Source organism: Bacillus sp. FJAT-29814, assembly GCF_001510715.1.
GTDB lineage: Bacteria > Bacillota > Bacilli > Bacillales > Cytobacillaceae > Neobacillus.
Window position 1 is genome coordinate 162343 of the sequence record NZ_LMTJ01000001.1, and the last position, 5455, is coordinate 167797.

The window sequence follows — 5455 nt, forward strand, 5'->3', positions numbered from 1 at the left end:
GCTACTGATATAATAAGACCAAAATAAATAAGGTCAACCAGAAATATTTAGCATTCTGGTTAACCTTATAATACGAACGGGGCAGATTAGTTAACCAATGAATAGCCACAATTAGTGCAGAATTCTCAAAAGTAGAAGGGGATTGGAGTAAAGTATGCTTAGTTTTTTATTTGAATTAATTGCAGGATTATTTGGATATAGTGACATTTTAAATACGAAAAAAATTGACCAAAATATTGAACAGTTAAATCAACACAATTGGTTTAAAAACATTTACGAGGATGAAAGATATCACCGTTTGTTTTTTGTAAATAAACACGTCAGACGTTATTTACAAAGCACAATTCGTGTTAGAAAAATTATTCGTAGTAAAGAAGCACAAAGAAAGCTATTGTACCTTCTTGATAAGCAAATAAAATCGTAATTTTATTGGACTAACGGGAGTTTAGTTCAATAAGATATATAATTAGCATAGCTGTGCTCGTAGATAATTGATAAAGGAGAAATCCTATCTTATGTTTAGTTTTTTCAATAAGGCACAATTAAAAAAAGATGATTTAAAAGGCATTGCGAAATTAATGTATCAGGATGTATCTGATGATTCCTGGGATCAAGAGAATACTAAAAGAAATTTAGACTTTACTATTGAAAGCGTTCGTTATATTGATATGTACACAAAAAGATTAATGAATACGGAGTTTGGCACCGAACTCTTAAGTAAGCATTTTGATAATTTAGTGGTTCGTATAGGTGCATATGTAGGTGAGGTTATTAAAAATAATGTCAACCAAGACTTTTACTGGTATGAATCTGATTCTGTACAAAATTTTTCTCCCAATCTTAATGAATTGCATAGTGTTACTAAAAAACAGAGTGTACTTTATTCTAAAAAGAAGGATAAAGTGATATTACCTTTAAGTGTAGTATCGCAGCTATTAAAAGGAAATTGCCCATACAGTAATTTGCTTATTTATGTAGAAGAAACGATTAAGCAAAATTCTTGAAAAGGTTGTTCAACAGGTGTGTTTATCTGGAAGGATTAACCGACTTTTTGGTTGAATTGCTTATTGAACAAACGGGGCAGGTTAGTACAATAAAGCAGGACTTTTGAAGGGAGTCGTTGAATTACATTTTTATACATATTTGATAGGGTGATAAAAACATGTTAAAGGCCACAAACTGGAAGAAAGAAGCTTTCCGCATTTTCGTTGTTCTTGTTATTGGTTTTGCATATGAATATCAAAAGCCAATAATGGCAACTGAGAAAGCCACAGATTATGCAGCTTTGTGTTTGCAAAATCCACCAGAAAGATTGGGAATAGAAGCTATGGATATGAATTGGCCTGACATAAAACCGGAGAAATTTTCCATTGATGAAAAGAGTGGTTTTTTTAATCAAATCACTAATAAACGCGAGTTGAATATAACTCTGAAAACTAAAAATGGCGAAGAACGAACCGTTAAGATGGATGCGTATACTGGAAGATGCCTTGAGGTGACTGGTCCAATAAATTAACAGTATGTCCTGCGGCTTATGGAACTACCGGGGGCTTGAGTTGAAGATAAGTTGCGGCGGCACCTCTTTTTCTTATTGAACAAACGGGAGTTCAAGAAGGAGATTAATGTACTAACGTGGAAATACAAATCAGAGGATATATTGAACGGGATAACTATTGTCCTATGAGACCTGACCCAGAAATGAAAGGAGTAAATGTATGGAAAATAATCTTGGAAAAGATGAACTAATAATTCTTGTAGAGAAGATTATTAATGTCGAAGGCTCAGAGAATGAAATTAATGATATGATTTGTATTTTAGAAAAAAATGTACTTCATCCAGAAGTAACTGATTTAATTTTTTATAATGACGAACATTTGACTCCAGAAGAAATAGTTGAAAAAGCATTATCATATCAACCTATAACCCTTTAAATTGGAGTTTCTTTTTGAACTAAAGGGTGCGATTTTTCAATAACGAAGGATTGCCTTTTTCCTTATTGAAGTAACGTGGCAGTTTAGCGAAAGAAGGAATTCCTAGTCTTTACAATTGTAAACTATATTTAATGTACAATAATATTTCCAACATCATATACAACAAAGAAGTGCCCATGCGACAGGTCATGCGGGGACACTTCTTTTCATAAAAAAGCAATTTTTGTTGAAGATTTACCAACCTTCAAAACAGCTAAAACAACTAAATAAAGCCCATACCACCGCACATCATGCCGCCGCACATCATGCCGCCGCACATCATGCCGCCGCACATCATACCACCGCACATCATGCCACCGCACATCATGCCGCCGCAACGCATACCGCCGCACATTATGCCACCGCAACGCATACCGCCGCACATCATGCCACCGCAACGCATGCCGCCGCACATCATGCCACCACAACGCATACCGCCAAATATTCTCGGATCCTGACTCTGAGGATCCATAGGAATTAACTGACCAACTTGGAAATGATCCATTCCCAAAGTTTGAAGTTCATTTGGAAAATTGAGCATTTTTACCTCCCCTGTTTATTTAATAATTAGGTTATACTGACTCCTAACAAGAGATTTGAACAAAGAAATTTTGTCAGCAATGTGTAATTAAGATATGCTTCGTGTACTCTCTTCAACAAAATATGCTTCCATTTAGGTGGCTGTTACTGGTTTAAAAGCCTATTTTATGGTAAAAGCATCATAAAATGTTGTGTCTGGAAGTAACGTTGGGATTAATTTTATTCAACTTATTTTAATTCTCAACGAAAGATCTCTTTAAGGGGAAGATTTGCTTTTAAAAGGAAGGAACCCCGTCAAACTTATTCTTGTTAGGAACTAGAGGTGGACTACTGCCCTTGTTTGTGTCGGAGTAAGATTGTGAAGAATTACACTTAAACTATCGAGTGCGATACTTCAATAACGAAGGTCGCTTTTTTCTTCTTCAAGTAACGTGGCAGGTTAAAGATGAATTCGAAAGAAGGAGACGCGAATTTGAAGAAGACTTTGACGACGACTTCGATGATGAATTCGACGACGACTTTTTTAATGATTTTGATGATGCCTTCTTTGAAGACTTCTTTGATGGCTTCTTTAACGAGTTCGAAAGAAGAAGAAGAAGAAGAAGAAGAAGGGAAGTTGAGACAGGAAGAAGAAGAAGAAAATATTAATAAGGAACTGATAAACAGTGTTTCCAAAGAGCCGACTGGCCCTTTTTTTGGGAAGGGTTTTTTGTATTGATTGTTGGTATTGCAATAATTTCTTTATGGTTACTAAGTGCATTGAATCCTGAAACATACTCTGTTTTGAACGGTTCGATTTTATAAGTAGCATTGGGCTTATAAACATTATTTCAACAAAGGGGCAATTGTACTGATGCAAGTGACCAAGCCTTTATATAAATAAAGAATATTATATTTTGAAAGAACAAATTAAGGAGGATTTTTGAATGGAAAATAGACGAAGAAATAATACAAATGTTGATGTGGATACAGATATCGACAATCGATTAAGAAACAGAAGCAATTCAGAGGCTGAAGCAGATGTCAGAAATACCGATAAAAATGTAAATGTTGCTCGTGCAACAATAAAGAACTCAGGTAATTCAAGAGTAGATGTTCGTTTAAACAGCAGAAGTAATGCGAAGGTTAAAACTGAACAAGAACAAGAAAACGACCAGGATCAAGACTTTGATATTGATATTGATGTTGAAGATGGACGTAGACGTTAACGTAGAGAATTTGAGGAAAGTTTTTATCTTTTTATAATGGGATGGAGTTTTTTAACTTCATCCTTTTACAATGTGTGTAAAACAATGTGCTTTAAAGGGTGCCTCAATCTTTTTAAAGTAATGGGGGCGATAATCCAAGAAGGGTTATCGCTATTTTTTGTTGAATTTATTCAACTATCGGGGCAGGGTTAGTTCAAGAACAAAATACTTTTCTATTTGATAAATAATCATAAAAATTTTTCACAAAAATGGATAATTGTACAAGCCATACTTGTCCAAAAAACTATATATAAAGAGAGGAAGTAATTCTTTCTTCGCATTAATCCAAAAGGTGGTGATAGCTATGTCAAGTTACGGCGGCGGCAGCAGCAGCTTTGTTTTAATCGTAGTATTATTCATTCTATTGATCATTGTGGGGGCTTCATTTATGAGTGGCTACTAATTATTAATCCAGCTGCTCAAATGGGAAAGGGCTGGTTAGTTAATTCTAATCCGCCCTTTTTTAGATAAACTTTTGAATTGAAAGGAGGTTGTATTCATGTTTTTCTTTCCAGTTGATTTCAGGAGAAGAAGATTTCCGATAGAAATCGAAATCGAAATAGAGAGAAGACGGCGTATTGAAATCGAGATCGAAATAGAAAGAAGACGACGCATTGAGTTTGAAAGAAGATTTGGTCGTAGATTCTTCTAATCAAATAAATTTTATCTTTTTTAGGGCCTTTGGGCTCTCTTTTTGTTTTAAGGGGAACTCCGATGGGATCAGATTCATTTGTACCTGTATACCGATGTTCAGCCCCTTCATTAATAGAGGTTACATCAAACATAAGTAATCGAATAATTACCAAAATCAATTGGAGGTTTTTCAACGGAAGCGATGCTATATCATGGTATCGCTTCTTTTTGTTAGATTAACATAGCAGATTGTGAATTATTGTACTTAAAGTAAACGGGGGCGTTGATCCAAGGATTAACGTTTTTTTGTTGAACTTTATTGAACGGAGGTTAGTAAATAAGGAAATGGTAAAATGATGTAAAAAGAGGCAAAATAAAGGTAATAAAGTTTAATATGTTAAGGTGAAAGTAGGAGATGGTGATATGTCAGAAGATGAATTATTCTTAAATAAGGCATCTAATGTTTATGAAATATATTCAAAAATACTCGATTTATTGAAAGAAATTGGACCTTTTGAAATTGAGTTTAAAAAGACTTCTATACATCTTTTGAATAAATCTTCCTTCGGAGGAGTTCGTCCAAAAAAGAAATGGTTAGATTTTAATTTAGTAACAAACCATCAAATTGAACACGAGATGATTACTAAAATTGAACAAGTTTCAAAAAACAGATTTCACAATAACTTTAGATTTTATAGTGAAGACGAACTAAATCAAGAGTTTTTAGTTCTTTTAAAAGAATCATATCAATTAATGAGTTAGTTAGAGAAAGGATATTTCTTACCAATGAACAGCATTTTCTTTGGAATTATATCTGGTATAATATTTGGTTTATTCTCTGTACTACTAATGCTCCCGATGAAATTTGAAGATAAACGTATTGCTATTATTGGTTCATTTATTAATTGTTTTTACGATTGGTTTATCAATATCAGTAACTGTTCTTCCTATGTAAGGTTGGACAGGAGACCTTAAAATTAAAATTTCCTTTCTTCTGACAGACTTATTAAATTTCGAAAACAATCCATTCAATCATCTTTTCGTATAGAAAAACTTATTAAGAAA

At 33.8% G+C, this 5455-nt stretch carries 9 protein-coding genes; 8 read left to right on the plus strand and 1 reads right to left on the minus strand.

Going from position 1 to position 5455, the window contains the following annotated elements; all coding sequences use genetic code 11:
- Window positions 1-154: 154 nt before the first annotated feature.
- The 4 genes from AR334_RS00825 (at window position 155) to AR334_RS00840 (ending at window position 1931) form a co-directional block, all read left to right on the plus strand.
- Window positions 155-424 carry a hypothetical protein gene (locus AR334_RS00825; protein ID WP_066303900.1) on the plus strand — a complete coding sequence of 90 codons (270 nt, stop codon included), beginning with the start codon at window positions 155-157 and terminating at the stop codon, window positions 422-424.
- A gap of 91 nt (window positions 425-515) precedes the next feature.
- A complete protein-coding gene (locus AR334_RS00830; RefSeq protein WP_066303903.1) occupies window positions 516-1004 on the plus strand; it encodes a hypothetical protein in 489 nt (162 codons plus the stop codon).
- 158 nt (window positions 1005-1162) lie between these two features.
- On the plus strand, window positions 1163-1516 hold the full coding sequence (locus AR334_RS00835) for a hypothetical protein (RefSeq protein ID WP_066303905.1): 354 nt from the start codon (window positions 1163-1165) through the stop codon (window positions 1514-1516).
- Window positions 1517-1715: 199 nt separating this feature from the next.
- Window positions 1716-1931 carry a bacteriocin immunity protein gene (locus tag AR334_RS00840; protein WP_066303907.1) on the plus strand — a complete coding sequence of 72 codons (216 nt, stop codon included), beginning with the start codon at window positions 1716-1718 and terminating at the stop codon, window positions 1929-1931.
- A gap of 262 nt (window positions 1932-2193) precedes the next feature.
- Here AR334_RS00840 and AR334_RS00845 read toward each other — a convergent pair whose 3' ends face one another.
- Window positions 2194-2511 (minus strand): heterocycloanthracin/sonorensin family bacteriocin, encoded by a 318-nt coding sequence (locus AR334_RS00845; RefSeq protein ID WP_082692717.1) that lies wholly within the window; start codon window positions 2509-2511, stop codon window positions 2194-2196.
- Window positions 2512-2982: 471 nt separating this feature from the next.
- Between AR334_RS00845 and AR334_RS00850 the strand changes: the two genes are divergently transcribed.
- From AR334_RS00850 to AR334_RS00860, 4 genes are all read left to right on the plus strand, one after another.
- Window positions 2983-3228 (plus strand): hypothetical protein, encoded by a 246-nt coding sequence (locus tag AR334_RS00850; RefSeq protein WP_066303911.1) that lies wholly within the window; start codon window positions 2983-2985, stop codon window positions 3226-3228.
- Window positions 3229-3436: 208 nt separating this feature from the next.
- Window positions 3437-3718: a hypothetical protein gene (locus tag AR334_RS00855; RefSeq protein WP_066303914.1), complete on the plus strand. Its 282-nt coding sequence runs from the start codon at window positions 3437-3439 to the stop codon at window positions 3716-3718.
- Between the two features lie 343 nt (window positions 3719-4061).
- The gene (locus AR334_RS28625; RefSeq protein ID WP_082692718.1) at window positions 4062-4160 is read left to right on the plus strand and encodes a YjcZ family sporulation protein; all 99 of its coding nucleotides are present in this window, start codon (window positions 4062-4064) and stop codon (window positions 4158-4160) included.
- A 653-nt stretch (window positions 4161-4813) separates the two neighbouring features.
- Entirely contained in the window at window positions 4814-5152 is a 339-nt protein-coding gene (locus AR334_RS00860; RefSeq protein ID WP_066303916.1) for a DUF5655 domain-containing protein, read from the plus strand.
- The last annotated feature ends 303 nt before the right edge of the window (window positions 5153-5455 follow it).